The following is a 26666-nucleotide window of genomic DNA, read 5'->3' on the forward strand; positions in this document are numbered from 1 at the left end:
CATTTATTAAACGTCCGTTTAACTTTTGTGACAAAACCTAAAACCGAGGTAGTTTTGTACCAATGACCACCTTTGTCGCCTACTTTCGCGTCAGTACCGTCCGCCAAGGGCAGTCCGGGCTCGGGCTCGAAGCCCAACAGGCGGCCGTGCAAAATTTCCTGCGTGGGGATGCGACGCTCGTGGCCACTTTCCTCGAAATCGAGAGTGGGAAGAAAAACGAGCGGCCGCAACTGCAGGCGGCTATTGCTCGGGCCCGGCAAGAAGACGCCGTGCTGCTCGTGGCCAAGTTGGACCGACTCGCGCGTAATGTGGCCTTCTTGGCCACGCTGATGGAAAGTCGGGTGCGCTTCCAAGCGGTTGACTTACCCGCCGCCGATGAGTTTACTTTGCACATCATGGCGGCCGTGGCTCAGAAAGAAGCTTCGGCAATTTCTACCCGCACCCGCGATGCATTAGCGGCCAAGAAAGCCCGGGGTGCTCAGTTAGGCACTCCAGCTAATCTGACCCAAGCCGCGCGAGAGAAATCCTGGGTGGCGATGACCCACAACGCGCAAGTCAATCTGAGTAATCGGCAGGCGGCGCAGCTAGCCGTTCTGTTACGGGCCACGGGGGCGACGTTGCGGGCGATTGCGGACCGACTCAATCAATCTGGGTACCACACCCGGCATGGGAAGGCTTTTCATCCCATGGGCGTGCAACGCTTATTACTTAAGTCACTGCAATAAGTCATCCCACTTGGTCCGATTGAAGTGCCTTGCTGCTGGCCTGGCTGTGCGACACGAAGAAAATTTCAATTCCACCTGGTCCGATTGAAGCCAACGAAGCGGAGCGCACGCGCCTGTTTGCGACCCTATTTCAATTCCACCTGGTCCGATTGAAGCGGTAGCCAAAGGCGGTAGTAGTAGCCGAATAGGGCATATTTCAATTCCACCTGGTCCGATTGAAGCAATACCCCGCACCAAGAGGGTTTGGTTGCCAAATGCGATTTCAATTCCACCTGGTCCGATTGAAGCAAACGATTGCCAGCGGCGCGCAGCGCGTGACCCGCTATTTCAATTCCACCTGGTCCGATTGAAGCCCTATGCTCCAGGGTGTCGCTGTCAACGCTCGAAAATTTCAATTCCACCTGGTCCGATTGAAGCGTGCGTAGAACAGATGCACCTTAGCCGGCTTTAAGTATTTCAATTCCACCTGGTCCGATTGAAGCACTCTTTAAGCCGCAGCTCGCCCAGCTGGTGGAGTCAATTTCAATTCCACCTGGTCCAATTGAAGCCAGAAAGGCATGCCCCGTATTGGTTACCCCACTGTTATTTCAATTCCACCTGGTCCGATTGAAGCCTGCTCAGGGGGTAGGGGGTTTGGGGTGGCGTTCATAATTTCAATTCCACCTGGTCCGATTGAAGCGCCCTCGCCCGGTAGCCTACGGCCGGCGCCTTCCTTATTTCAATTCCACCTGGTCCGATTGAAGCGCGCAAGTCGCAAGTGCAGGGCTTCATTGACACACTATTTCAATTCCACCTGGTCCGATTGAAGCTAACGGCAACCGAGGCACTTGGCTTTGCTGGCTTTTATTTCAATTCCACCTGGTCCGATTGAAGCACTACCTCCACAGTGCCTAGCTTATTGGCGACTACGTATTTCAATTCCACCTGGTCCGATTGAAGCCGGCGCCTCGTGCTAGGCCCTAACTGGGACTGCCAACCATTTCAATTCCACCTGGTCCGATTGAAGCAAGCCAGTTAGCGTCCGTTGCCTTGGGTAAGTCGGCATTTCAATTCCACCTGGTCCGATTGAAGCGGCATCAGGCCGGGGTCGTATGCTCCCTCCACCAATATTTCAATTCCACCTGGTCCGATTGAAGCTGCACGTCGGGCGCCACCACGAGTTCGCTCACCTCATTTCAATTCCACCTGGTCCGATTGAAGCCATTGAAAAGGCCAGCCTCGAAGCCCGTCGGGCGTTATTTCAATTCCACCTGGTCCGATTGAAGCCTGGCGTTGCGGTTGCCGGCCGCGTAGGCTTTGACGCATTTCAATTCCACCTGGTCCGATTGAAGCGGTAGAACTCAATCTCATGAAAGGTTTCATCTACAAAATTTCAATTCCACCTGGTCCGATTGAAGCGCCAGCCCGGCCGGGCACTGCTGCCTACCTTCTGCGAATTTCAATTCCACCTGGTCCGATTGAAGCTTCAGGCCGTCTTCGGTCTGGGCCTCGCTCGACATATTTCAATTCCACCTGGTCCGATTGAAGCGGAGCTGGCGGGCAGTGCAGAGAAAGCGGGTAAGTAATTTCAATTCCACCTGGTCCGATTGAAGCATGGCTGGAGATTTATAACCTCGGCACCACCGCACAATTTCAATTCCACCTGGTCCGATTGAAGCAATCAAGGCGGCCCCAATTGCGTTACGGGTGGCCTCATTTCAATTCCACCTGGTCCGATTGAAGCGTGCAGGGCAATGCTTTGACGCTTGGCCTCATCACCATTTCAATTCCACCTGGTCCGATTGAAGCCGCCCACGAAGGCATCGGGCTGGCTGCGGCTGGGTAATTTCAATTCCACCTGGTCCGATTGAAGCCACTGACGACGCACCCGAATGCGGCTACGTGCCGCTATTTCAATTCCACCTGGTCCGATTGAAGCGCCTACTGGGTCGCTACGACGCGCGCCGCATCTACCAATTTCAATTCCACCTGGTCCGATTGAAGCCGTGCGGCGGGTATTGGTGCCCTCGAGGCTAGCCAATTTCAATTCCACCTGGTCCGATTGAAGCGGCCTAGCGGGGCGCGGGGGGTGGGCTTTTTCATTATTTCAATTCCACCTGGTCCGATTGAAGCGCCCACGGGTTGGTAGCGCCGTCGCTGATTCTATCAAATTTCAATTCCACCTGGTCCGATTGAAGCCTTGGTGACGACGGTAAGCTGGCCGCGGCCATTGGCATTTCAATTCCACCTGGTCCGATTGAAGCCAACCAGACGGTTATTCTCAGAGTACAGCTTGATGAATTTCAATTCCACCTGGTCCGATTGAAGCCACGCTGATTCTGGCCGTGCTGGCGGACCTCTACGAATTTCAATTCCACCTGGTCCGATTGAAGCGATGGCGATAGCCTTCCATGCCCAATGCGGCCACGTCATTTCAATTCCACCTGGTCCGATTGAAGCGCCTACTACATGGTGCCCAAGGCGGCCCCTGCTACCATTTCAATTCCACCTGGTCCGATTGAAGCTCCGTGGCCTGGCCGAAGCTGATGATGTCCAGTGACATTTCAATTCCACCTGGTCCGATTGAAGCTTGGTCGCCTGAATGTTGCCGCTGCCTACTGTGTTATTTCAATTCCACCTGGTCCGATTGAAGCCAGGCAAGGTGAAGTCGGGCAGGATGCGGGCCAACTCATTTCAATTCCACCTGGTCCGATTGAAGCAGCGCGGCCGACGTACCCACGCTGCTTAAGATGCTATTTCAATTCCACCTGGTCCGATTGAAGCCCTGACCGGGCAGGCTGTCATTACAGCCCCAAAATGTATTTCAATTCCACCTGGTCCGATTGAAGCTCCTTTGTGCGCGGCTACGGTGTAGGCCCACCGCGCTATTTCAATTCCACATGGTCCGATTGAAGCTCGACCTGGCCAAGTACTACGGCGACCCGATTCCGCATTTCAATTCCACCTGGTCCGATTGAAGCGTACGAGGCTGCGGTGCAGGCGGGAGGGAATGGCACCATTTCAATTCCACCTGGTCCGATTGAAGCATGGCACCGACATGGGGGTTTTCGTCCCGCGCCAGTATTTCAATTCCACCTGGTCCGATTGAAGCACTGTGAGGCACGCGAGGCGCGAGAGGAATTGCTACATTTCAATTCCACCTGGTCCGATTGAAGCGTTGTCCCGCCCGGCCTAGATGGTCCCGACAGGCTAATTTCAATTCCACCTGGTCCGATTGAAGCCGCTACCCAAAGCGTACTACAAGCGCGCCTCTGAGTATTTCAATTCCACCTGGTCCGATTGAAGCTTCAGATGGCGACTCCTGCAAGGTAGACCTAGACTTAATTTCAATTCCACCTGGTCCGATTGAAGCAAGCCACCTTCGACGCGAGAGAGACCGAGCTACGGCATTTCAATTCCACCTGGTCCGATTGAAGCCAGGCCATCGCAGAGTAGCCCACCCACCCCCAGCGACATTTCAATTCCACCTGGTCCGATTGAAGCTACCCCCCGTAGTGCCGACTCGCACGGGAGAGGCGCATTTCAATTCCACCTGGTCCGATTGAAGCTGGTAACGCTGTCCCTTATGGTGGAACTATCATCACATTTCAATTCCACCTGGTCCGATTGAAGCGCTACTATTCACGTCGCCAATGCGGGCGTGATAAAGTATTTCAATTCCACCTGGTCCGATTGAAGCAGCGTTACAGGAACGTCAGCTAGAGCAGGCAGTCTTAATTTCAATTCCACCTGGTCCGATTGAAGCGCAGGACCCCACGATTAACGTGATTTGTTCCGGGTTATTTCAATTCCACCTGGTCCGATTGAAGCGATGCTGGCACTGGTGTAAGTGGTTCGGATGGTACCATTTCAATTCCACCTGGTCCGATTGAAGCGCCGATGCGCAGAACGGGCGAGGCGGCCGCAGAGGTATTTCAATTCCACCTGGTCCGATTGAAGCCCACCGGGCGCTACCGCCTCAGTATTCTGGTAGCCTATTTCAATTCCACCTGGTCCGATTGAAGCCTCACCCTCGCCGGCCACGGGGCCGCTGGGCTGCTGTATTTCAATTCCACCTGGTCCGATTGAAGCAAAGCTCACCAATAGCGAGAGCGGCAAGAAGTCGATATTTCAATTCCACCTGGTCCGATTGAAGCCGGCCGTGATGTAGCGCACGGGGCCACGCTGCACATATTTCAATTCCACCTGGTCCGATTGAAGCTCTTGCGCGGCTCGGTGCTCAGCCAGCACTAAATCGATTTCAATTCCACCTGGTCCGATTGAAGCGTTGGTGTTGGCCGCCTTGCTGTAGTTGCCTACGATATTTCAATTCCACCTGGTCCGATTGAAGCTCCTTCCTGCGACCAGCGCGTGGCGTCGTACTTCAATTTCAATTCCACCTGGTCCGATTGAAGCTCATCACCAGGCGGGCAATGGGGTTGGGCTTGCCGTCATTTCAATTCCACCTGGTCCGATTGAAGCAAGGGGAAAACCGCAGCTTGACCGCGGAAGAAAAAAATTTCAATTCCACCTGGTCCGATTGAAGCCCGTGGCGGCGCGCCGCTCCAACACTTCCATCTGCGTATTTCAATTCCACCTGGTCCGATTGAAGCCCCGTCACCACTTCGTTCGTGGCAATGGCGAATTTATTTCAATTCCACCTGGTCCGATTGAAGCCCTGCCCGATGGTGACGCCTGGACAGTATGTTACACCATTTCAATTCCACCTGGTCCGATTGAAGCACTTTTAATGTGAGCTATTTGGGTTCGACTCCCAAATTTCAATTCCACCTGGTCCGATTGAAGCCTTGTCGAGCCAGACCGTATCTAAGCAGCGCTGTGACATTTCAATTCCACCTGGTCCGATTGAAGCATGAGGCCGGGGGAGAGGGAGGGCGTTTGTTCCATCATTTCAATTCCACCTGGTCCGATTGAAGCGCGGGGGGCATCGCGCACGGGGTCGTAGGTAGTCGTATTTCAATTCCACCTGGTCCGATTGAAGCTCTGCGACTACTTCGCAGCCGAGGGCAACTTCACCATTTCAATTCCACCTGGTCCGATTGAAGCCTCCAGTGGTCTATGTAGATGCCACCCCCCGTTTCGAATTTCAATTCCACCTGGTCCGATTGAAGCCCGGCGGGTGCTGCGGGCAATGGTAGAGGCCCTGGAAATTTCAATTCCACCTGGTCCGATTGAAGCTGTTAGCTCCACCTCACGCCAGTCGGCCGGGTACCAAATTTCAATTCCACCTGGTCCGATTGAAGCCGTAGTCCAGGCTGGCCTTGCCGAAGTAGGCATTATATTTCAATTCCACCTGGTCCGATTGAAGCGCCGTTCGGCCACCGGATAACGTAGCCGTTGCCAAAATTTCAATTCCACCTGGTCCGATTGAAGCGGCGAATGCGAACAGCCTCGGTACCTGCTCCATCTCATTTCAATTCCACCTGGTCCGATTGAAGCCCTCTGTTTGCGGAGCCTGAGCGTTGGCTTTTAGCTATTTCAATTCCACCTGGTCCGATTGAAGCCCTGATGCGCACGGTCAGGCCCGAGGGGCATTCATCATTTCAATTCCACCTGGTCCGATTGAAGCCACAACGGCGCGCCCTACCCCTGCTTACCCTTATTCATTTCAATTCCACCTGGTCCGATTGAAGCTGCTGGCCCGCCCGGCCCAGATGGTCCCGGCAGGCTAATTTCAATTCCACCTGGTCCGATTGAAGCGCGAAGACTGTCGCGACAACGACTACGGCGAAGACTATTTCAATTCCACCTGGTCCGATTGAAGCTTGAGCGTTACGACGCCGCCAACCATGGACACGTCATTTCAATTCCACCTGGTCCGATTGAAGCACCGACACGGCCAACGTGTTCAACATCACGCTCAAATTTCAATTCCACCTGGTCCGATTGAAGCCTCGGCAAGAATACCTCACTTACACCGCCCGCAAATTATTTCAATTCCACCTGGTCCGATTGAAGCCGCCGGCGTGAAAATGGCCGTGGAGCGCATTCGCCTATTTCAATTCCACCTGGTCCGATTGAAGCGCCTATGAGGACTGGCGGCAGCTCACCATGCGTACCAATTTCAATTCCACCTGGTCCGATTGAAGCCCTTCGCGCTGAGCGCGGCCGCGCTGGGCTTGCTGCTATTTCAATTCCACCTGGTCCGATTGAAGCCCCGTGAATTCTATCACAATTATAGGCTCTGCAACGCAGGGAAAGCCTGTTTGCCCTCTCGCAAAATAGCTGAAAGTCGTCGGTGAGGCAAAGTATGATTTGAGTGGGGGTTAGACGACCTTGCCAGTCAATGTGTTACGCGATAAAGCAAGGTAAAATCCCGCTATTGCTTACCCAATTCATTTCACCGACGACGAGCCAGCCCTATAAGATGGTATCCAGTGTACTGCGCTCGCGGCCTACTACCTGCTTTTCCAGCCACTGCTGGGTGCGGCTTTTAAAGAGGATGAGGCTATCCTCCTCGTCCATAATGGTACGCGCTTTGGCCAGCAACTCAGCTAACTTCACCTCGCTGATTTCGCCTTCAAAAACAGAATTTTGAATCCAGTGCAGGTAACGGCGACACAGCTTTAACATCCGGCTCACGCGCTGCTGTTTCATGTCATATACCAAGATAATGTACATTACCACCAGGCTTTAAAGGGTTGGTATTCTTCCATATTCAGCAGGTGCTTGGTCAGCTTGTAGCACTCCAGCTTAATGAGGTGCTGGTAGCTCACACTGCGGTTGAGGCGACGGTGCTGAATGGTTTCTTTCAGGCGCTCCTCAAACACGCGCACGAAGGTTTTACGACCGGCTTCCTTGAGCAGGCAGCCGTCGAGCTCACGCACGAAGTCACGGGGCTGAATCTCTTTCTTGTTGAGCAGGCGGAAGATGGTGCGGTCTACGAGCAGGGGCTTGAAAATCTCGGCCATGTCCAGGGCCAGCGAAAAGCGCCGACTACCCGGCTCGTGCAAAAAGGAGATGGTGGGATTGAGCTGGGTGTGGTAAATCTGGGAGAGGCAGACCGCGTAGCAGAGCATGTTACCGAAGGAAATAAGCGCGTTTAGCTCATTTTGGGGCGGTTGGGTGCTGCGCGAGCCGAAGGTGAAGCCCGGCACGTTTACCAGCTGCTCAAAGCAGCGGTAGTACGTCTGGCGGATGTTACCCTCATAACCCATTATTTCGGCCACGCTGGTGGCATGGGGCAAGGCCGATACGTAGAGCTCAATCTGCGCAATTTCTTCGCCTACCACCCGGCCCCGACTCTGGTAATAGCGCAGGTTTTTGAGTAGGTTGAAGGCCGCGCCCTCTACCAGCTTGCGGGCCAGCACCAGACGCTTTTTGAGGCTGGTGTAGTGGCCCGTCTGAGCTACTTGCAGGCGGCCGGCCAGCAGGTATTCCTTGGCCATAAACGAGCCCGTGTAGTGCTCATAGTAGTCGAAGAAATGCACCGACACGCCGTGCTTACCCAGGAAATTATACAGCGCCGAATTGGCATCAAGCGAGCCAAATACGTAGAGGTCGGCCACGTCCTCAATGGGTAGGAAGCGCGTCTGGCCCTCTGCTCCGGCCTCATCGTAGGCCGTGTATTTGAGGGTATTGTCCTGGCGTGAGAGACGGCCGGGGTTGAATAGGTAGAAGGTCTTCTTCACCGCAGATTCAAATGGAGTAAACGGATTTCGCAGATATGCCCGGTTGCGCCGGGCTGGGTGGGTGGGCTGGAGGCTTTATTCGCCGGAGTAGCAGAAATCGTAGTAGCTGCAATTTTTGCAGAATGGCTTGTTGATGACGGGCGGACACGTTTCCTGCGTCACCAGCTGCTCGATGGCAATTTCCCATTCGACAATGGCCCCGCGGTCGGCGTCCGTTAGCACGACTTTTTTTACGCGACGGATTTTGGGGTACTCCAGCAGGCCGGTGGGCCCGTCCACGCCGTGACGTTCCAGCGTCAGTAGGTAAAACTGTAGCTGGGCCACGCTGGCTTCCTCCATTTTGGTGCTGCGCTTGATTTCGTGCACCACCCGCTCGTGGGGGTCGTAAAAATCGATTTTAATGCCCTCAATCTGGATTTCGCGGTACCGCTGGGCACGTTGAGGGTAAGCCGTTTGGTGCAGCAAGGTGCCATCGGCCACGTTGTCGTGGGTCTGCTGGAAGCTAATGCCGTGATGAAACAGCCACAGCTTGCGGTGGCAGATGTGGTAGTAGTTGATGTGCTTGCCAGTGATGCGCATGGTTGGCCGACGGTTGGGGCGATACCAACGAGAAAGAGCCACCTCGTGTAAAGTGGCTCTTTCTCATTGCCTATCTGGTAATAGCCGGTACAATCTGGTTTTCGTAGTCAAACTCGCGCAAGCGCTGGGCAATGTCCTGTTCGGCTTGCTCCAGGGCGTTGGGCGCGCCGTAGGCCCCGGCGATATAGCCCGAGGCGGGCAGCAAAATGTATAATTTGGCCCCAGCGGTTTCGTCCAGCATGGGCTTCGCGGCGGGGCGCTCGGTATCTTCGCGCAGCTGACCCCGGATAGCCCCAGCCAACTGGTTGGCGTTGTCACTAATGGCCACCGCCAGCGTTTCCATCAAACTAAAGGTGCGGGCCTGGTTGCTGGTGATGCGCCAGTTGAGTAGGGCGTGGGCCAGGGCCGGAATAGTAGCTTCGCGCACTGCCTGAGGAGCTAGTAGACAGGGGCCGAATACGTTACGATTTTCGGTCCAGCCCTGGGCCTTTAACTCGGCTACTTTGGTGGGGTGCAATTCGGGTTCCAGGGTGTTGGTCGATACGCAGAACAACGTGCGTAAATCCACGGCTACGTCGTACACAAACAGGCCTGACGCGCGGCTGTGGTCGGGTATCCAGATGCGGTTGGGGAGGTTGCGTTTGGTGCTCAGCAGCAAGGCGTCGACCTCTTCCTTGCTCAGCTCATTGCCTTTTTCGTCGCGCACCCGCACCGGGTGGTTGGCGGGGTGCGAGGTACGGTCGAAGGTCAGGTTTTCGCGCTCCCGCTCCAAGCCGCCGAGCAGCGGGTGCAGCGGGCGCATGGCCGAAATAGACAGCGGCGAGCGGCGCTTGATGGTAAACTCGCCGGTTTCGGCCCGCATATAGCCGCCTAGCAGCTGGTCGACGTGGGTAGGGTCGCAGGGCGACCACGGCTCCTTTTGCTCAAACTGCGTCTCGTTGTTCTTGCCCTTTTTAGTTTGCCAGTTGAAGGTGATGGGCGCAGGGGCCACGTTCAGGCCCGTCGTCAGCGCATCCATAATACTACGCTTCACCTGCTGCCCGCTCGAATAAGCCTGGCGCACATTAAACTGTGGGTCGGTGTAGTACTTCTGGCCGTCTTGCACGGCAAAAACGGTGTGCTCGGCATGGCGTAGGCCGCGCAGGTAAAGGTAGGGGCTCATGGGCTGGAAATTGGGGAGACTATTGAAGATGGAGTTGGGTTTGCTCGGCCGCAAGATGCGCTTTTGACGTCTCCAGGGTCGAGCTTTCTTCCTCAGTGCCGGCTGCGGCTCCCTCGTTTTGCCGGGCGATGTAGCGGAAGCGGGTGAGAATGATGAAGAGCGGAAAATTGTCAACCGGCATCAGCATGACCTGGCGCACCGCCTCGTCAAAGGCATCACGGTAGAGCGGGGCCGCATGCACGGCATCCAGCATATCGCTTAGTTTTTCAATAAAAAGCGGCCGGTGCTTAACAAATACCTGTTCAACTTGCTGGTTGACATTGGTTTTGCCTCGGCCGGTATTTTTGTTGATGTCGCGGATGGCAAACTGATGCAGCGCGCCAGCCAGCCGGTCGGCAGTGTCGTAGAGTTCCTGGTTGTTGAGCATGGCGAGAATCCAGAGTTGGTGAAAGGCAAATTGAATGGCGGCGGCCTCCGTCTTGACGCTCGGAGGCTTAGCCGGGCCGTAGGCGCTGGGCAGGTAGTCGCGCAGCTTGGCCGGCTCGATGGCGGCCAAGCCAATGGCCCCCAGCTGGCAGGCGCGGGCAAACCCGTACTGCACTGAATAGAGCCGCAGCAAGTCATCTTTTCCGGCGCTTTGCACGGCCGCCGGAAATAGAAAAAGCTTGTCCGTGAGGTCGTAGACTTTGTTGATGCCCCGTAGCTGCAGCGGTACAAAGCCGATGGTGCGGTTGGTTTGGGCCAGGCTGTACACGTAGGCCATCAGGTCGCGGGCCGGGTAGTGGCGCGTGAGGGCGAACAGCACTTGTACCCACTCGCGGGTTGGCATGGAGAGGGTGCCGGCCGTATCGGTCAAGTCAATTTTCAGGTCGTCCAGCGGGTAGCCGGGGTCAAACTCCGGACTAAAAGCGTGGGCTAGCCAGTGGCCGTTCCAGGTTTCAATCTGGTTACCTTTCATAGTGGGACGCTGGTTGAGGTAGGTGCGGTAGTGCGCCCAGCCTTCGTAGAGCGCCCACAGCACGTCGTCCTCATCGAGCAGCAGCGACAGGCCGCCGCTCACGCCCACGCCCAGCGCCCCGCCAATCCAGGAGCAATAAATTTCGTTCGTGCCTACCTGGGGCCCTACCCCCGATACCTGCCCCGAGGTGGTGCCCTCTACGCCCGCCGCCGGGAAGCCGATAACGAAGCTGGCATCAGGGCTAACCCCACCGTTAATTTTCTCGTGGAGCTTGCCTAGCTTTATTTCATAAGGATTATGACCAGCTGCTACTTGAGCCTTTTCCTCCTTATTTAAATCCTGAGCAAATGGCGAGCTCGGTACCCATTGCAAATAGCGCTTGTGGGCGTAAAACAATGGGTATAACCGCTGCTCAAAAAACTGCCGGGCCGACAGTTCTTCGCCGGTGCGCTGGTGGTAGAGGCCGAGCAAGCGGCGACCGATGTGGCTGGTGTACATAAGCGGGGGCGGGGGCTAGTTTTCCAGAAAAATGTCGTGCTCTTCGAATTGCAGGCCCAATTCGTCGTATTCTTTATTACCGGGCACCACGAAGGGCATCAGGCCCACGTCGAGGCGCTCATAGCTCTTTTTGCGGGCGTACATGCTACGCCAACTCACCGGAATTTCCAACTGGGTGCGGGCTTCCCAGCGGCCTTCCAGGTAGGCGGTGCGGTCGGCAGCCAGGATGCAGGCCGTCGATTCAATTTCCAGGGTTTCGACCAGCACCGCCCGCTGGTTATTGCAGAGCTCGCGCAGCTTGCAGCGCTCCCCGTCCCAGATAACGTGGGTGCTGATATCCCAGGTGGGCAGGGCCGGGTACACGGCGTCAATCTTGGTCTGGGCATCGCGCTCGCGCAGCACCTGCCCGCTGTCGGGCAGCTGGGCAAAGCTGGCCTCGATTACCTCCCGGTCGTAGGGAAGGCAGCTCGGACCGGGCGCCAGCACGTGCACCGGCTTGAGCTTACCGATGGTGTCGGGGGTGCGGCGCCGGTTCACGCGCCCGAAGCGCTGCACCAGCGCATCGAGCGGGGCGGCCTCGGTCAGCATCCGGTCGAAGCTGATGTCAAGGCTCACTTCCACTACCTGCGTCGACACGACGAGGCACGGCCCCGGCACATCGGGGCTATTGAAGTCGTCTTCCAGCCGCCGCTCGCGCTCGGCCCGGTCGCCGCGCTTAAACCGACTGTGTAGCAGCAGCATTTTAACTGCGGGAAACTGCTCGCGCAGTTCTTTGTAGCGCTCCTGCGCGCCCTGCACGGTATTGCAGATAACCAGGACTTTTTCGCCGGCCGCCATTGCCGCTGCCAGCACAGCCGCCGCCGCCGCGGGCCAGGCTTTGGGATTATCCGCATCGCGGGCCATTTTGTACACTGCGTGCCGGTCAAAGTCGTCCAGCTCTGCTGCAGGCAGCGCCACTTCGGCCACGGCCGCCGGGCCGCCCAGCCGGCGCAGCAGCTCTGCATACAGTACCGTGGGCATCGTGGCCGTGCCGATGTGCAGCCGGCAGCCCAGCCGCCGCAGCGCATCCACGATTTCCAGGACCATGCTTTGGGCCTGCGCCGAGTAGGTATGCACCTCATCCAGAATGATATCGGCCCCGCGCACGTCCAGCATCACGGCCTCGTAGCCGGGTGTGCCAAATACTACGGCGGCCAACTGATGGGGCGTGAGCACTTTAGCCGAAGCGCCAACCAGTGATTGCAGTTGCTTCTCCACCACGCCCCGGTTTTCGACCAACTGCGACGTAGCATGTTGCAGCCGTACGTGGCCGCCGGTTTTGGCGGCCAGTATCCGGCGATACATTGAGTTGATGCTAGCTTGGAAAGGGAGGGTATAAAACACCCGGCCCCGGCAGCGCCGCAGCAAGTAATCAGTTTTGCCCGCGCCCGTGGGGGCTACTACCAAGCTGTGCGCCTGTGGCTGGTCGGCTGCCAGCAGCGAGAGCGGGTAGAGCGGGGCCGTCCGGTTGAAATAGCTCAAATCGGGCTTCGCAAACAGGTTATGCAGTTGCCCGGCCGCCTCGTGTTGCAGTGCCGAGGCGAAGTGGTCAGCCGCTTGCAGCAAGCCCCGCCACTGCGACCAATTCTTGCGCTTGGCCCCGCAATGTGCTACCGCGAATTGCAGGGCTTCCTCCGCTTCGGCTCGGCTCACGGGGCGCACTGCAAGGTCCAGCTCTAAGGCTTCCAACACGGCCAGCGCCCCCGGCGACCAGTCTTCCCAGCCGGCCAGGTGGTCGGCCTGCCAGGTGCGGCTGCGGTTGTCCAGGTCTAGAATGCCCTTGGCCAGCATATCTTCCTTTTGCTGCATAGGCTTGTGGTGGGCCACTACCATATCAATAACCGCTGGCCAGTCGCCCCGCGGCACCAGCGACAGAAACCCCAGCGACGACAGCTCATGCCGGTGCGTAATCGGGTTGGGGTCGGCCTGGCCCACTTTCAGCCTCAGCTTGCGCTGAAAGGCAGGATGGGCCTTGCCCAGGTCGTGCAGCGCCGCGCCCAGCCGCGCCAGCCGCGTATCGGAGCCAGTGGCGCGGGCCACCGCTTCGGCCACGGCCATTACGTGCTGCGTGTGGGCTAGCAGGCTTAATTCGCCACCGTGGCTGGCGCTTTTTGCCAGTAGTTCTGGGTGGGTGCTCATGCTGACAATCCCACCGGGCGAATAGGGTTACCCACAATTTCCAACCGTCCGTGCATGGGCGCACCCGCTTCAAAACGGTTGAAGCCGACCAAAAACGACCCTGGCTCGGTGGCCGCCGTCGGCCGCAGCTCAAACCCCGGCAGCGCGTCAAAATCGGCTTCGCTAAGTGTCATTTGGGCCACAGGCAACACAATGTCCTCGTTGCGACACAGACATAGGTGCTGGCTGGCCGCTACGTCGGCCGCCGCCGCAGTAGCGAAGGCCAGATGCAGCTCAGGAGCTAACAGCACACCGCGAACCAGAATAGCGCGGGGCCGGCTCATAATGCCTTTCTTCTTTTCGTGCGTCCACCCACGTGGCTGCGTCTGCTCCTGTTGCATGCTCAACCCCGTGTAAGTCAGCTTATGCCGCAGTATCTGCGCTACCCCCAGTTTCTGTCGCATCCCTTCCATAACGGAGGGCGTGAGGAACTGCTGCGAGTAGGTTTCCCCGTCGCGAACAGCTGTCCACGGCTTGAGGTAGCCGAAGGGGCCGGTATAAGTGACAACGTGAAAATCAGCCATATCCTTAATTTATTCAGTTGTTTTTCAATATCTTTGCCACATAGCGACGACGAAACGCTCACTGTTCACGACGTTGCTATTGCCGATGAATTCCAAGTCCAAGAACTTTACTGCGGCCGGACCGCAGGCTGAGTCGCCGGTTACTTTTGGCCTCACCCGTAAGGAGGCTTAGGACTAGCTTATCGCTACCCGCCGGCCAGTGAGCAAAGAGGAAGTGTCGCAACGCATGAGAGAGAACGCAGCCAAAAAGCAGTGAGTATTTCAATCTGAAGTTCTGAAAATGTCGCCCGTCGCGGCTTTTTCAGAACTACGCTACACCAGCGCCCCGCACCCAATGCCCGTCGAGTGGCCTACCCCCACTTCCCAGGCAAACTGAATCTGTTCGGCGCTGCCGCTCACCAGCACCGGGCAGATGCTGCCGCGGCACTGCACCTGCTTGTAGCGGAAGAGTTTGCTTTTGGCCGAAGCAATAAACGCTGGGTCGAAGCGCACGGCGGCCCCGGCATCAGCCAGCCCAGCCTGGCGGAGCTTGTGGCGCAGGGTGACGGTGAGCAGCTCGTCGGCCAGCTCGTGACCGGGCAGCAGGTGGTCAGCGGGCTTGCCTTTTTCTACTTCGTGCTGGATGAACACGGGGCTGGCCACACGGAAGGGCTGCTCGCCGGCGGCAAACTCGGGGGCTCGTTGCAGGCGCACGTCACGCACCGTTAGCCCCAGGTCTAGAATTGGGGCCCGCACCACGCCACCTACCAATTCGTGAATCAGCGCTTCATCAGGGGCAGAAATAAACCAACTGGCTCCTTCCGCGAAGCGGATGCCATTACGCCCGGCCCGGCCGCCATGCAGCCAGCCATACGAATAAAGCGACAAGCCCGCGTGTAAGGCTTCATTGTGCCCTGCCCAGCGATGAAAAGCGCTTTTCAATGCAGGCAAATAGTCAAAAGGAACCGCCTGAGGGGCGTCGAGATACAGGTGCAGTCGCAAGGCAGGCAGCTAAATACAATAGGAAATCAAACGAGGCGCTTTGCCAATTATGTTAGCGCAAGGTAGCAGCTAATTCTTTAGATTTCCTATGAGTAGGCCGTAAAATATGTTGCCTCAGCTTCAAACGATGTCAATTGACCAGTATTTAGCCTGACGTAGCTGCTAGTGCTGGCTAACTCGGAGGAGAGGGTGGGGCTCAGGGGCGTTTCACCTGACAATCCCTAGTGGAGTTCCTTTTCCTTCGGCTGTTCGCCCCCAATGCTCGCACTGCTGGTGCGAGCATTGGGGGCAGCTTCCGGGTGACCATTCTGAAGAAAAATCAGTTGTTCCTGGTTCAGGGGTTCTCGTTACAACGGGGCGTAAAATTACGGTAAGCTCCAAAACGTTGGCTGTCAACGCAATTTGCGGCCATCTCATTAAACGCTCGTTTTACGAGGCGGGCGAACACCCGCTAAAAACTAGCCTTTGTTACCCGGTTACGTGCCTTTTATAACCGTCTCACGAATCAATGTGTCACTCTGCAGCTGCCTCGTGAAATAATGGGACCCTTACCGTAATTTCTCGCCCCGTTGTAACGAGAACCCCGTTCAGCCCACTGGTACTTCTAAACGGAGGATGCGCTAGCCTCCTATCTCCGGACGCAGGCTGGTCAAAACACGCTGACGGCGCCGCACGATTAGTTGTCAAACGCCTCTAAGCGCGTGGCAATCCGCTGCATCGTTTCTACAATGAGGGGAAATGCGGGCGCGGGCGAATGAAGCAGCCCCGGTAGGTCCCGCTCATAAGCTTGGCGCGCCTGCTGCAGATTAGCGGCCGCGTCGCGATAGGCCCAGCAGGTGCTCAGCGGCAACGTCTTCCATTCCCTGGTCGGCCCTTTCACCCCCGCCAGCGCGTCGTCGGCCTGCACCGCCCGCAATAGCGTAAATAACTCATCATTTTCTAACAGGGCTGCTACCTCAGGGTGCGCTACCAAGTGGTGCAGGTCATAGAGGTGACGCACCTTGCTCGCTACCTCCACCGCGGGGTCCGGCTGGTAAGAGGCGCGCACGAGGGCCATAATTTTTTCGGCAAAGGTTCGCCCCACGCTAAGAATATTAAAGTCAAAGGGTTGTAACCCAAATTCTGCTACTTCCCCTCCCAATCCCTGCTGCGCAAATACTTCGCCGATATAGGAGACGAGTGGCAGCCGCACCACGGGGTGCGGCTGCCCAAAGGCCGTAATTTCCAGTAGAATATCCTCCGTCACATCCGCTGTGGTTTGCTTAAACAGCTGGGGGTAGCGATGATGCACGCGCCGAATCTGGCCCCGCTTACCAGTGCCGGGTACCTCCGGCAGGGCCTGCGCCGTGCCCCCGGCGACCGCTGCCTGATGCACGTCGCGGAGCAGGCTTTTAACCGCCGAGGGCGTACGGCCAGCTAACAGCACGGCCAGGTCGACGTCCTCCGAAAAGCGGTCCACCAGGCGGTACGCCTTGGAAAGCGAGGTGCCCCCCTTGAACACGACCTGCGAGGCGAGGGCGGAATCGGCCAGATTGCGCAACACCCAGGTGACCCAATAGTCTTTTTCAATCAGGCTCTGGCTAAGTCCCCGCGCCGTGGCGGTGAGCAGGATGGCGCTCCGAAACAGGTCCGGGGTGCCGTGTAAGGTCATCGGATTCGCCACTGGTCACGATTAGGTAAGGCCGCGGCCGATAAGCCGAGGCGGTAACTGGTTAAGGGATTGAGCGACTCCTGTAGCCGCCGGGATAATGGCAGTTCCTCCAACTGTTCCAGCAACGCGCCGAGCAGGGCCCGCGTACCCGGACTGTACGTCAGCGCGAGCTGCACCAACTGTGCCTTGTCAGCGGCAACCAAGGCCTGGATGCGGGCGCGCAGGAGCCCGACTACTTTGGCTGGCATCGTCGCGGGTATGCGCTTGATGCGTCGCAGCGCGTCGAGCAACTGGCGCATTTCCACCTCCTCCCCATCGGCCGCCCCCACGTTGCGCACGTAGCGCAAGCGTAGGGTGCCGAGCTGCCGTGGGGGCTTCGGCCAGGGCGTGGCAATTTCGATAACCCGCGGTACCTGCGTCGTCAGGCCCAGCCGATTGAACGCCACCGCCCCGGTTGGGTACTCCAGCCGGCCGGTAGCATCGCGCTGCAGAACGGAGGCCAGAAGTTGTTGCTCCGAGGCAGGTACGGGGCCAAAACGACTTTGGGGCACCACCCGATACCGTCCCTTCGCTACCCGCTGAACTTGGTCAGTTTTGGTTAGGCGATTCAGGGCCGAAGCAACCGCTAACGGCGTCAAGCCTAATGCTTCCAGTTCCGCCACGCGGACGACTTGGCCAGGCGTCTGCTTCAGACGCTGCAACACCTGCTGCTGCGTTGGGGAAGTCCGAAAGCGTGCCATAGTAGAAGCGATAAGTAATTCGCAAAGATAAGCCAAGCTAGTTAAACGCAAAGTTTTTAAGCTTAAAAACTTTGCGTTTAACTCCGATAGAAGCAGGTGCCTCCAGTTGCCCGTCATCAGGTTGGTGGCTGCTAAAGGGCTCACGATGGGCTCAGTCAGAAGTTTCTTAACAGCATAAAAGCGCGTTTGTAGTCCGTAAGTAGAGTTTTTTGTTGCTTACGGCTAGGCTATGAAGGGTTCACTATGGGCTCAACACGACTAGTAAGAAGCTAAAAGCTCTGCTAAGCAGCGTGGTAAGCACGAGTGAGGTAAAATCGTCTTTGTCAATCTTTGGGTAGGACATATTTGGCTACAGTGCTGGCTGATAGACCGAGTCTTTTACTGATGGCATAATTGGAAAGCCCACACCTCTTTAGTTCACGTATTTGCTCGACAACGATAGCACTTTTTGCGGGCGGGCCTATTTGTGCACCCTCTGCCCTACGCCGAGCCATCCCGGCCTTCGTACGCTCACTTAGGCGCACGCGCTCCTGTTTAGCCAGCGTAGCTAGAATGGAGATAATAGCTTCTTGAAAGAGCCCGACCGAATCCAGATACTGCTCCGTGAGTGACTTGTAGCCCACTCCCCAGCCTTGCAGTTGATTCAAATACTGTAGGGTGGGCAATGCTCCCTCCCGGCTGAAGCGGTCCAAGCTCCAGAACAGCACCATATCAAAACGCCGCAGGTGGGCATCGGCAAACAGGGCCTGAAACTCGGAGCGCTTGCCCGTCCCGCCCGACTCCTGTTCCACGTATACTTTGTAGACAGTATAGCCGTGGGCCTGGGCAAAGCGCCGCAGTTCGGGCAGCTGGTTTTCGGTGCTTTGACCTTTATCCTTGGTCGAGACACGAGCGTAGAGGGCGACTATTGTCATGCCCTGAAGGTACTCCAATAAGGGTCAGCGAGAAACGCCTGAAAAAAGTGCCTCCACACGCCGGAATCGCCCTTAATAAAACCATCCAATAAGGGCCCGTGGCTGTTGCAGAACGCGCTAGGCAACTCAAAAACATCTGGACTAGCTCCTAAGTAGAAGTAAAAGGCTCGTTTGATAGCCTTACCAGCTTAGTTCAGCCCGGAGAACCGTTGCTCAGAGGAGGTCGGCCGAGTTCTGCAACAGCCACTACCCTTGCAACATCATTCTGACTGGCCGGTCTCATGCCTTGATGCGCAACCTGCCCACCTCCCTCGCGACCGACCAGCAACTGGTGGCACAGGTGCTGGGCGGCAGTACGGCAGCGTTTGGGCACCTCGTGCAGCGCACGGAAGGGCTGGTCACGCAATTGGTATTCAAGATGATTCGGCACCCAGCCGACCGCCCGGATGTCGCGCAGGACGTGTACCTGAAGGTATTCAAGAATTTAGCCGGCTTTAAGTTTCAGGCCAAACTCTCCACCTGGGTCGGCCAAATCACCTACAACACCTGCCTGCACTACCTAGAAAAAAAGCAGTTGGTGCTGGTGGACCCCTCGGAACCAGCGCCGGACGACGCGGTGGCGGCAGGCCGCCGGCCCCTACCCCCCCTAGTAGCCGGCCCCGACTCTGACCCCGAAGCAGCTTTGTTCGGCCAGGACCTGGCCGGGGTTTTAAGTGCGGCCATTGAGCAGCTGCCCCCACTCTACCGCACCTTAATTGGCTTATATCACCAGCAGGAACTGAGCTACGAGGAAATCGCCCAGATAACCTCCCTGCCGGACGGCACGGTGAAGAACTATCTCTTTCGGGCGCGCAAACTACTGAAGCAACATCTATTAACCACCTATCAACGCGACGATTTATGATTGGGCTCCACCTCTCCGAGCGCGTCCTCCAGGAGGCCGCCGAACCTACCGCGCAACTGCCGGCTGCCGAGGCAGCCCATCTGCACGGCTGCCGCCTGTGCCAGGGCCGGGTCGCTACCTACCAGCAACTGACCACGGCCGTGGCCAATCTCCCGCCGCCGGCGTTTGCGTTTGATCTGGCGGCGGCTGTCCTAGCCCAGCTACCCCGGCCGAAACCGGCTTTCCCCTGGGTGCTCGTGCTGGCGGCGGCTCCCGTGCTGGGGGTAGTCGCCACGTTTCTGGTGCTATTTGGCGGTGTACTGGCGCAAGCGTTTCAGGGCTTATTCACGCTGCTGGGGGCCGGGCTGGTGGCGGTGGCCAGCTTGCTAGTGGCCGGGCAGGGCCTGGAGCTGCTGGTCCAGCACCGCCGGCAACTGCGCCTACTTACTTTTTCCTAATTTTTTGCAACACGACGGGCAGTGGCCGGTCTCATGCACTATTACCCCCGCCCGCCATATGAAAAGGTCTTTGCTGCTCCTGCTTTGCTGCCTGACTACCTGGGGTGCTTCAGCACAAAGCGCCCTGGTGCCCGCCCTTGATGCGAACACCCTGGAAATAGCCCGGCGGGTCGTTTTTCCGGCCTTCGCGCTGTTTCTGCTCGGCTACTTCGTGCTGGCCGCTATCAGAATGGTCTTGAACTACTTGTTGAAGCGGCAGATACTAGCGTCGGTCGTTTCGGAAAGCGTGGTCGAGCGCCTGCTGCCCGGTCCGCAGAGCGAGCAGAATCAGGTGGTGAAGTGGGTCGCGCTCCTCCTGAGCACGGGGGCGGGGCTCACGGCCTGTAGCTTATACCTGCCCCTGGGGCTGCATTCCGTTATCATCTTGATTTTCAGCACGGCCCTCGGCTTTTTGGCCTATTACCTCTTCCTGCGTCAGCAAGTGAAGTAGTCCCGCGCCCTGCTTTTGCCTTGCCCCCCCGGCAACTCGCGGCATCCTCGGCCGCCAGGGTAGCTATGGCCGGAAGACGCCAAAACGCCGCCCACTTTTTCATCGATTTTCTCCTTCTCCCCATGAATCAGCCGGTTTTCTCAGCTCAATTTACTATGCATTGCCTAGTAACTTGCATTGCAATTAACATTGTTAACCAATTACTTGCTGAGATTAGCCAAGTGATTATTCGCCCAGGCCGGCAGCTACTTGGGTGGCTCCTGCTGCTGGCGCTTGGCCTACTGCCCGGTGCGCTAGCCGCGCAAACGCCGGGCACCGTGGCCGGCACGCTGCTGGACCAGCGCACGCGCCAGCCGCTGCCCTTTGCCAACGTGCTGCTGCTGCGCTTGCCCGACTCGACCGTGGTGGGCAATGCCCAAACACTTGAAAACGGCAGCTTTACGCTGGCTGGCGTCAAGCAAGGCCGCTACCTGCTGCGGGCCGAGGTGCTGGGCTACCAGCCCGCCCGCCGGCTTATGGCGCTAGACGCGGCTACCCCGGCGGTGCGCCTGGGCGAGTGGCTGGTGGCCCCGGCGGCCGTGCAGCTCGGCGGCGTGGTGGTGCAGGGCGAAAAGGCGGCAGTGGTCACCGAGCTGGGCAAAACCGTGCTCAACGTGGATAAAGACCTGAATAGCGCGGGCGGCACGGTGGCCGACATGCTGCAAAAAGTGCCCGCCGTGGCCGTGGATGAGAACGGGCAAGTCAGCCTGCGGGGCAATGCGAGCGTCACGCTCTACCTCGACGGTAAGCCTGCGCCCAGCAACCTGCGCCTCGACCAGTTGCCCGCCAGCCGCCTCGAAACCATTGAGGTTATCACCAATCCGGGGGCCCAATACTCGGCCCAGGGCACGGGTGGCATCATCAACCTGGTGCAGAAAAAACAAGTCCAGACCGGCTGGAACGGCGATGCGCTGGCCACAGTGGGCACCCGCGACAAATACACCGCGTCGCTCAATCTCAACCGGCAGGTGGGCAAATTCAACTTTTTTGGCAGTGCCGATGGGCTGAATAATTGGTTCCAGGGCAGCTCGGCCTTGCAGCAGGTGGCCACGGTGGACGGCTACACCACCCGCACCGACCAGACGGGCCAAAGTGCGCGCCACCAAATCAACTACAACCTGCGCCTAGGCGCGGACTACGCCTTCAGCGACGAGCAACGCCTAACCCTGACGGTGCAGGGCAACAAGCAGGATTTCCGCACCACGCAGGACTTCGCCACGCTGCTCACGCACGCTACCGCCCCCCCCATCGGCCTGCAAAACCAGAATCTGGAGGTTGATAACCTCTACACCGGCCGCATCGCGGGCAACTACCGGCGCACCTGGGTGGCGCACCCCGGCCGCGAGCTGACCGCCAGCGCCACCTACATCTTGGATGGCGGCACCGTCACGACTCAGCAGCGCGTGCTGGACGGCTCCGCTAATTATTCGCGCCAGGCCCGCCAGCAGCTGCTCGACGTGACCATTCACCTGCCCTCGGCGCAAGTGGACTACGTCCAGCCGCTGGACGACAAGCGCCGCTGGGGCGCGGGGCTGAAAACCGACCTGCTCGTAACGCCCGGCTCGGAGGAGTTGGCGGTGCAGCCGATGGCCGGGGCTGACTTCGTGCGGCAGGAAGCGGGCTCCTACCACTACCACTACCGGCAGTTCATTCCGCAGGCCTACGGCTCTTATCAGCAAAAGGCGGGGGCGTGGGAGTACCAGGCCGGGCTGCGGGCCGAATACACGGGGCTGCAAGCCCAGGTGTTGCCCACGGGATCCGCCAACCAGCGCATTTTCAACCTATTCCCCTCGGCCACGGTGGCCCGCACGCTGCCCCACGAGCAGCGCCTGCAGCTCGGCTATTCGCGCCGGCTCAACCGGCCCAACTTTCTGCAAATCATTGCCCTGCCCATCTATTCCGACGCCCGCAACTACGTGGTCGGCAACCCCGACCTGCGCCCCGAGTACACGCACACCGTGGAGCTGGGCCACCAGGTAGCATGGAAAGCCACCACGCTTAATACCACGCTTTTCGGGCGCTTTGCCAGCCAGTCCATCCAGAGCCTGCGCACGATTGATACGGTGGCCACCCGCCTCAGTGGCCAGCCTGATTTCATCACCCGCACCAGCTACGCCAATTTCGGAAACACGGCCAGCTACGGGCTGGAACTGTCGCTGACGCAAACCCTGACGACGTGGTGGAAGCTCACGGCCAACGGCTCATTCTACCACAACCAAGTGGCCAGCTACACGGGCGATGGCACCCGCGCCAACTTCACCGGCACGGCGTATTTGCTCAGCAGCTTCAGCCCCACCAAGACGCTGGCCGTGCAAGCTAGCGGCAACTACCGCGCCCCGCTCGTGGTGCCGCAGGGTCGCCTGCTGGCCGTGTACGGGGTGGATGTGGCCCTGCGCCAGCGGTTATTCCACGACCGGGCGGCCCTCACGCTGCGCGTTAGCGACGTGTTCAACACGCGCCGCCAGTACACCCAGCTCGCGGCCGAAGGCCTCAGCACCAACCTGCAAACCAAGTACGAAACGCGCGTGAGCTACCTGGGCTTCACCTGGTTTCTAGGCACCCACAAGCCCGCCGGCAGCATTGAAAACCAGCCTGCAGGCGACGCCGGCGGCTTCGGCGGCTAGCGACAAGCCGGCGCTTCGCTCCGCCGCCCGTCTGCCCGCTACCGGCCGGGCTTGCGCTGGCGGTACGCTGTACTATTGCTTGCAGGGCTTGGCGAAGGCATTGACTAAGGCCTGCCCCCCACGCTTAGCCAACTGGCCGCCTAGGGCAGTACCGCTTGCCGAGAACAGCCACTACTCCTCATATATATCTACTGGCCAAATCTTTATAATCTTAGCTAACTAACATTTTACTGCCATGACAACCGCCTTTTTCTTGTCTGTGCGCCGCGTGAGTGCTCTCACCCTCCTCGCCCTCGGGCTAACTGCTTCCCACCCCGGCGATGCCCGCCCGCTCACCCGGCCCGCTACGCCGCCGACCGTGGGGCTGCGGGTTATCATCACGCCGCTGCCCGGCTCGGCGGTGCTGCGGGTGCGCTACGAAAGTGACGACTGCGCCGCGGTACGCCTGCGCGTGCGCGATGCCCAGGGCCAGGTGCTGTACTCGGAGCTGAAGCAGCAGGCCCGCTTCGCCGGCGACTACATCCTGACTGCCTTCCCGGCGGGCACCTACACGCTGGAGCTGCAAACGCCCGGTGCCTGCTACTCCCAAACAGTGCGTCTTTACCAACGCAACTCACTGGTTGCCACGCTCACCAACCGGCCGCGGATGTCTGCCCCCGTACTGTAGCCAATGCGGGCCACTGGCACTACAGTCGGCCGTAGAAGGCGCTGCGGTACGCGTCTCCGACGGGAATTATCCGGGGCTCACCCGCGGCTACCCGAATAAAAATCCGGCTGCGTTCCACAATGTGGATGTGGGCCAACGCCACGATAAACGACTTATGCACCCGTACAAACCCCGCGACGGGCAGGCTCGCTTCCAGGCTGCTGATGGTTTGTCGGGCCAGCAGCTTCTCCGTGGCCGTGTGGATGAGCACGTAGTTCTGCAAGCCTTCCAGGTAGAGCACCTCGGCCAAATTGACCCGCTGCATGCGGTGCTCGGTTTTGATGAATAGGTAGGGGCGGGACGTTTCGGCGGGTGTGGGGCGCAACCGCCGCTGGGCTTTCTCCACGGCCTGATAGAAGCGCTCGAAGGGAATGGGCTTAAGCAGGTAGTCAATAACGTCGTGCTCGAAGCCCGTGAGCGCGTGCTCGGCATAGGCGGTGGTCAGCACCACCTGGGCGCGCCGGTTCAGGGCCTGCAAGAACTGAAGCCCCGTGAGTTGCGGCATCTGGATGTCGAGGAAAATCAACTCAATGCGCCGCTCTTCCACCCAGTTCAGAGCCTCCACCGGGTTTTGGCTGCTGCCCGCCAAGTGCAGGGCCGGAACCTGGGCCACGTAGTCAGCTAGAATGTCGAGGGCCAGCGGCTTATCATCCACCAGCAGGCACTGAATCGGGTTGGTCATAGGGCGAGGTGGAGCGTAACTTGAAAGGCAGTAAGGGTATCGGCCACGGTTAGCGTGTGCCGGGCGGGGTAGAGCAGCGCCAGCCGCCGCCGCACGTTGGCCAGCCCGATGCCGCCGAGCTGGTCTTGCTGCTGCGGCGCCTGCTTAGCGTTGCGCAAGTAAAAGTCCAGGCTCGTCGCCGTCAGCGCGAGGTGGAGCGTCACGGGCCGTGCGGCATCGGTCAGCACCCCGTGCTTGAAGGCGTTTTCCACGAACGACACCAACAGCAGCGGCGCGATAGTTTGCCCATCGAGCGGCCCCAGTAGCTGGTAGTCCAAGTGAAGGCTGCCCTTCATCCCGAGGCGCTGCAAGTCAATTAGCCCGTCCAGGTAGGCCAGCTCGCGGGCTAGTGGCACCCGGTCGTGGGGGGCTTCGTGCAGCATGTAGCGCAGCAGCTCTGAGAGCCTCAGCAAAGCCCCCGGCGCGGCATCCGACTTCTGGTAGACCAGCGCGTAAATGTCGTTGAGGGTGTTAAACAGGAAGTGCGGATTGAGCTGCGAGCGCAGAAAGGTCAGCTCGGCCGTGGTGTTAGCCTGTTCGGTTTCGCGCCGCCGCCGCTCCGCTCGCAAGCTGTGCCGAATGACGGCGTAGAGCAGTCCATATAGCACGTAGTCGAAATAAAACCGGACGCTGTTCTCCACAAACCAGCGGGCCGTGAAGGCGCGGTTCATCTGGTAGTTGTCGAAGCCGAGCAGGGGTTTGAACACCTGAAACTCCAGCCCGTAGCGCACCGCCGTGATGAGCAGCAGGCTCAGCAGCAGCCCCCCACCCGCCCGGGCAAACGGCCGCCACTCGCGCCCGCCAGCCAGCAAGGGCCGGGCTACCAGCCCTACGGGCAGGTAAAACGCCGTCGCGTTGATGAGCAGGTAGCCTAGTGCCAGCAGCCAATACGTACCTGCGGCCGTTTTGGGCACCTGGTAGGTGGGCGAGCCATACGTCGCCACTACGTCCTTGACGAGCAGCAGCGTCCAGACCAGCAGATGAACGGGCCACTCGGACCAGGCGCGGGGGCGGGCAGCAATCATTGAGTAGCCGAGGCGGCGGTGGGGTACTTCCGGGCCAGGTAGGCGAGGACTTCGGGAAAGAACTGCTTGAAGTTCTGGTCGGTGCGCTGGCCAAGATACCGGGCCGAAATCACGTCGGCAATCGCGCCGGCGTATTGGAAATCCTCCACTACTTCCCGGGCCGCCTGCTTGCGGGCCTCCTTCGGCGGCTGGTACTGCCGAAACAGGGCAATGACGATACCGCGCACCAGGTTCTCGTCGAAGCAGTGCGCCCAGTTGTCGATGTTATTGTGCTTCATGCCCGGGTCAGCCTGGTTAAGCAGGTACGCCAGCTTCCCGATGTCGGCCTTGTATCGCTGCTGCAAGGCTGCGGTGTAGATGTGGCTTCCCTCGTGCCACACCAGCATTATCGCCTCCGCACCGAGGGAGAAGGTGGGCACACCGCTGGCAGTCAACTTATTGGTGAGAAAACCTACGTTGTAAACCACCTGGTCGGCGTAGCGTGGGTTGAGGTTTTTGGCCATAATGGCGTGCGCTCCCCAGCTGTTGAGGGGGTCTAGCAAGATGGTCCAGTGGGCAGCCTGGGTGCGAAAGCGATAGAAAGAATCGAGCTTGCTGATAAGGCCCTGGCTGGTGAGCTGGGCTTGTACAGGCTGGGCCCAAGCGGCGTAATCGACCTGGTGCCGCTGGTAAAAAGCCCAGAAATGACTATCCTCAAAAAACTGCTGGCAGAGCCGCATATAGGTCTGGATAGTGTCTTCGCCGTTCAGGGCGTACCAGTTCGTGTGCGCCGGGTAGTGAATGCGCACGGCGGGAAAGTTGTCGAAGCAATACCCCAGTTCGGGCAGGTCGGTGTACACCTTGGGCAGCCGCCGGGCCTGCCGCACGGCCGGGTGGTTGGCAAAGGGGGTGAAATATGCCTCTACTTCCGCGGTGTAGGCCGACTTATTAGGCAGCGGGTACTTGCCCGCCAGCAGCTGCACAATCGTGAACAGCTCGATGCCGGGGTGGGCCGTCACCGTCAGCTGGTTAGCCGGGGCGGTAGCGACGTGGGGTTGGGCCACCAGCACCTGAACGGTCAAAAGGGCCAGTAGTAGCGTAAACAGGGGCTTCATAGGTACGGCTGATGAGTTAGTTGCTCGAAGGAAACCACCAGCCGCC

Annotated in this window: 19 protein-coding genes, 1 pseudogene and 1 CRISPR repeat array; of the genes and pseudogenes, 6 read left to right on the top strand and 14 right to left on the bottom strand. The window is 58.7% G+C overall.

The features are described 5' to 3' along the window. Positions 1 to 62: 62 nt before the first annotated feature. Positions 63 to 419 (top strand): annotated as a pseudogene (locus tag E4631_RS26655) (recombinase family protein); the annotation flags it as partial. 303 nt (positions 420 to 722) lie between these two features. Then, positions 723 to 6881: a CRISPR direct-repeat array (repeat unit 29 nt; unit sequence ATTTCAATTCCACCTGGTCCGATTGAAGC). A gap of 204 nt (positions 6882 to 7085) precedes the next feature. Here E4631_RS26655 and cas2 read toward each other — a convergent pair. The 11 genes from cas2 to E4631_RS22165 form a co-directional block, all read right to left on the bottom strand. Then, on the bottom strand, positions 7086 to 7346 hold the full coding sequence (gene cas2, locus E4631_RS22115; protein ID WP_133657195.1) for a CRISPR-associated endonuclease Cas2: 261 nt from the start codon (positions 7344 to 7346) through the stop codon (positions 7086 to 7088). Then, positions 7346 to 8356: a type I-B CRISPR-associated endonuclease Cas1b gene (gene cas1b / locus E4631_RS22120; RefSeq protein WP_133657196.1), complete on the bottom strand. Its 1011-nt coding sequence runs from the start codon at positions 8354 to 8356 to the stop codon at positions 7346 to 7348. Before cas1b ends, cas2 begins: the two co-directional genes overlap by 1 nt. Before the next feature lie 75 nt (positions 8357 to 8431). Continuing rightward, positions 8432 to 8977: a CRISPR-associated protein Cas4 gene (gene cas4 / locus E4631_RS22125; protein WP_240735169.1), complete on the bottom strand. Its 546-nt coding sequence runs from the start codon at positions 8975 to 8977 to the stop codon at positions 8432 to 8434. Between the two features lie 28 nt (positions 8978 to 9005). Continuing rightward, positions 9006 to 10097, bottom strand: a complete 1092-nt coding sequence (locus E4631_RS22130) for a CRISPR-associated protein Cas7 (protein ID WP_133657198.1) — start codon at positions 10095 to 10097, stop codon at positions 9006 to 9008. A gap of 19 nt (positions 10098 to 10116) precedes the next feature. Continuing rightward, positions 10117 to 11553 (bottom strand): hypothetical protein, encoded by a 1437-nt coding sequence (locus tag E4631_RS22135; RefSeq protein WP_133657199.1) that lies wholly within the window; start codon positions 11551 to 11553, stop codon positions 10117 to 10119. 15 nt (positions 11554 to 11568) lie between these two features. Further along, entirely contained in the window at positions 11569 to 13731 is a 2163-nt protein-coding gene (gene cas3 / locus E4631_RS22140; RefSeq protein WP_133657200.1) for a CRISPR-associated helicase Cas3', read from the bottom strand. Further along, positions 13728 to 14294 (bottom strand): hypothetical protein, encoded by a 567-nt coding sequence (locus E4631_RS22145; RefSeq protein ID WP_133657201.1) that lies wholly within the window; start codon positions 14292 to 14294, stop codon positions 13728 to 13730. Before E4631_RS22145 ends, cas3 begins: the two co-directional genes overlap by 4 nt. Before the next feature lie 312 nt (positions 14295 to 14606). Beyond that, positions 14607 to 15161: a CRISPR-associated endoribonuclease Cas6 gene (locus tag E4631_RS22150; protein WP_166648048.1), complete on the bottom strand. Its 555-nt coding sequence runs from the start codon at positions 15159 to 15161 to the stop codon at positions 14607 to 14609. Between the two features lie 790 nt (positions 15162 to 15951). Then, entirely contained in the window at positions 15952 to 16926 is a 975-nt protein-coding gene (locus E4631_RS22155; RefSeq protein ID WP_133657203.1) for a nucleotidyl transferase AbiEii/AbiGii toxin family protein, read from the bottom strand. Continuing rightward, positions 16923 to 17666 (bottom strand): DUF6088 family protein, encoded by a 744-nt coding sequence (locus E4631_RS22160; RefSeq protein WP_133657204.1) that lies wholly within the window; start codon positions 17664 to 17666, stop codon positions 16923 to 16925. The genes E4631_RS22155 and E4631_RS22160 overlap by 4 nt, the downstream gene beginning before the upstream one ends. Before the next feature lie 323 nt (positions 17667 to 17989). Next, on the bottom strand, positions 17990 to 18580 hold the full coding sequence (locus tag E4631_RS22165) for a recombinase family protein (RefSeq protein WP_133657205.1): 591 nt from the start codon (positions 18578 to 18580) through the stop codon (positions 17990 to 17992). A gap of 289 nt (positions 18581 to 18869) precedes the next feature. On the opposite strand from E4631_RS22165, the gene E4631_RS22170 reads away from it, so the two are divergent. From E4631_RS22170 to E4631_RS22190, 5 genes are all read left to right on the top strand, one after another. Next, complete coding sequence (locus tag E4631_RS22170; protein ID WP_133657206.1) at positions 18870 to 19484, top strand: RNA polymerase sigma factor; 615 nt, start codon at positions 18870 to 18872, stop codon at positions 19482 to 19484. Further along, the gene (locus tag E4631_RS22175; protein WP_133657207.1) at positions 19481 to 19921 is read left to right on the top strand and encodes a hypothetical protein; all 441 of its coding nucleotides are present in this window, start codon (positions 19481 to 19483) and stop codon (positions 19919 to 19921) included. The genes E4631_RS22170 and E4631_RS22175 overlap by 4 nt, the downstream gene beginning before the upstream one ends. Before the next feature lie 58 nt (positions 19922 to 19979). Continuing rightward, positions 19980 to 20411, top strand: a complete 432-nt coding sequence (locus E4631_RS22180) for a hypothetical protein (protein WP_133657208.1) — start codon at positions 19980 to 19982, stop codon at positions 20409 to 20411. Between the two features lie 221 nt (positions 20412 to 20632). After that, positions 20633 to 23074 (top strand): TonB-dependent receptor, encoded by a 2442-nt coding sequence (locus tag E4631_RS22185; protein WP_166648049.1) that lies wholly within the window; start codon positions 20633 to 20635, stop codon positions 23072 to 23074. A gap of 235 nt (positions 23075 to 23309) precedes the next feature. Further along, positions 23310 to 23741, top strand: coding sequence for a hypothetical protein (locus E4631_RS22190; RefSeq protein ID WP_133657210.1), 432 nt, complete (start codon positions 23310 to 23312; stop codon positions 23739 to 23741). 19 nt (positions 23742 to 23760) lie between these two features. On the opposite strand, the gene E4631_RS22195 is transcribed toward E4631_RS22190, so the two are convergent. The 3 genes from E4631_RS22195 to E4631_RS22205 are packed head-to-tail and all read right to left on the bottom strand — an operon-like array spanning position 23761 to position 26620. Next, positions 23761 to 24462 (bottom strand): LytTR family DNA-binding domain-containing protein, encoded by a 702-nt coding sequence (locus tag E4631_RS22195; RefSeq protein WP_133657211.1) that lies wholly within the window; start codon positions 24460 to 24462, stop codon positions 23761 to 23763. Beyond that, positions 24459 to 25526 (bottom strand): sensor histidine kinase, encoded by a 1068-nt coding sequence (locus tag E4631_RS22200; RefSeq protein WP_133657212.1) that lies wholly within the window; start codon positions 25524 to 25526, stop codon positions 24459 to 24461. The genes E4631_RS22195 and E4631_RS22200 overlap by 4 nt, the downstream gene beginning before the upstream one ends. After that, the gene (locus E4631_RS22205) at positions 25523 to 26620 is read right to left on the bottom strand and encodes a DUF4932 domain-containing protein (protein WP_133657213.1); all 1098 of its coding nucleotides are present in this window, start codon (positions 26618 to 26620) and stop codon (positions 25523 to 25525) included. The genes E4631_RS22200 and E4631_RS22205 overlap by 4 nt, the downstream gene beginning before the upstream one ends. Positions 26621 to 26666 lie beyond the last annotated feature (46 nt).

It is taken from the genome of Hymenobacter sp. UV11 (assembly GCF_004684095.1).
In the GTDB taxonomy this organism is placed as follows: Bacteria; Bacteroidota; Bacteroidia; order Cytophagales; family Hymenobacteraceae; genus Hymenobacter.

Coding starts and splice junctions, on each gene's coding strand:
- cas2 (WP_133657195.1), bottom strand. CDS start 7,346: ATGTACATTATCTTGGTATATGACATGAAACAGCAGCGCGTGAGCCGG.
- E4631_RS22130 (WP_133657198.1), bottom strand. CDS start 10,097: ATGAGCCCCTACCTTTACCTGCGCGGCCTACGCCATGCCGAGCACACC.
- E4631_RS22135 (WP_133657199.1), bottom strand. CDS start 11,553: ATGTACACCAGCCACATCGGTCGCCGCTTGCTCGGCCTCTACCACCAG.
- cas3 (WP_133657200.1), bottom strand. CDS start 13,731: ATGAGCACCCACCCAGAACTACTGGCAAAAAGCGCCAGCCACGGTGGC.
- E4631_RS22145 (WP_133657201.1), bottom strand. CDS start 14,294: ATGGCTGATTTTCACGTTGTCACTTATACCGGCCCCTTCGGCTACCTC.
- E4631_RS22155 (WP_133657203.1), bottom strand. CDS start 16,926: ATGACCTTACACGGCACCCCGGACCTGTTTCGGAGCGCCATCCTGCTC.
- E4631_RS22160 (WP_133657204.1), bottom strand. CDS start 17,666: ATGGCACGCTTTCGGACTTCCCCAACGCAGCAGCAGGTGTTGCAGCGT.
- E4631_RS22165 (WP_133657205.1), bottom strand. CDS start 18,580: ATGACAATAGTCGCCCTCTACGCTCGTGTCTCGACCAAGGATAAAGGT.
- E4631_RS22170 (WP_133657206.1), top strand. CDS start 18,870: ATGCGCAACCTGCCCACCTCCCTCGCGACCGACCAGCAACTGGTGGCA.
- E4631_RS22175 (WP_133657207.1), top strand. CDS start 19,481: ATGATTGGGCTCCACCTCTCCGAGCGCGTCCTCCAGGAGGCCGCCGAA.
- E4631_RS22180 (WP_133657208.1), top strand. CDS start 19,980: ATGAAAAGGTCTTTGCTGCTCCTGCTTTGCTGCCTGACTACCTGGGGT.
- E4631_RS22190 (WP_133657210.1), top strand. CDS start 23,310: ATGACAACCGCCTTTTTCTTGTCTGTGCGCCGCGTGAGTGCTCTCACC.
- E4631_RS22195 (WP_133657211.1), bottom strand. CDS start 24,462: ATGACCAACCCGATTCAGTGCCTGCTGGTGGATGATAAGCCGCTGGCC.
- E4631_RS22200 (WP_133657212.1), bottom strand. CDS start 25,526: ATGATTGCTGCCCGCCCCCGCGCCTGGTCCGAGTGGCCCGTTCATCTG.
- E4631_RS22205 (WP_133657213.1), bottom strand. CDS start 26,620: ATGAAGCCCCTGTTTACGCTACTACTGGCCCTTTTGACCGTTCAGGTG.